Origin of the sequence: Paractinoplanes ferrugineus, from assembly GCF_016862195.1 — a bacterium.
GTDB lineage: Bacteria > Actinomycetota > Actinomycetes > Mycobacteriales > Micromonosporaceae > Actinoplanes > Actinoplanes ferrugineus.
In genome coordinates, this window is sequence record NZ_BOMM01000127.1 from 1 (window position 1) to 722 (window position 722).

Genomic DNA, 722 nt, shown 5'->3' on the forward strand with positions numbered 1-722 from the left:
CTGCCGTCGAGCTATCGCTGGTCGTCGTCGGGTGCGCTGACCGAGCCGAAGAACGGCTGGGCGTCGTTGAAGGACTTCACCAACGTGGTCTACAACGGCAAGCACCTGGTGTACGCGTCGAACGTGTCCAACGGCTCCTACGGGTCGATGAACTTCGGCCTGTTCACCAACTGGTCGGATATGGCGTCGGCCAGCCAGAACGGTATGAACCAGGCAACGGTGGCGCCGACGCTGTTCTACTTCGCGCCGAAGAACATCTGGGTGCTGGCCTATCAGTGGGGTCCGACGTCGTTCAGCTACAAGACGTCGAGCGATCCGACCAATGCCAACGGTTGGTCGAGCGCGCAGACCCTGTTCACCGGGAAGATCGCGGATGCCCCGTACGGCGTCATCGACCAGACCCTGATCGGTGACGGGCAGAACATGTATCTGTTCTTCGCCGGGGACAACGGCAAGATCTACCGGGCGAGTATGCCGATCGGGAACTTCCCGGGCAGCTTCGGTGCGTCCTACACGACGATCATGAGCGACACCGAGAAGAACCTGTTCGAGGCGGTCGAGGTCTACAAGGTGGCCGGTCAGAACCAGTACCTGATGATCGTCGAGGCCCGTGGCGCCCAGGAGAACCGTTACTTCCGGTCGTTCACCTCGTCGAGTCTGAGCGGCAACTGGACGCCGCAGGCCGCCACCGAGAGCAACCCGTTCGCGGGCAAGGCCAACAG

1 protein-coding gene is annotated in these 722 nt (G+C 62.0%); it reads left to right on the plus strand.

Annotated features, from left to right (window positions below; all coding sequences use genetic code 11):
* A partial coding sequence (locus Afe05nite_RS43535; RefSeq protein WP_275407558.1) for a non-reducing end alpha-L-arabinofuranosidase family hydrolase occupies nucleotides 1–722 on the plus strand: 722 nt, incomplete at both ends.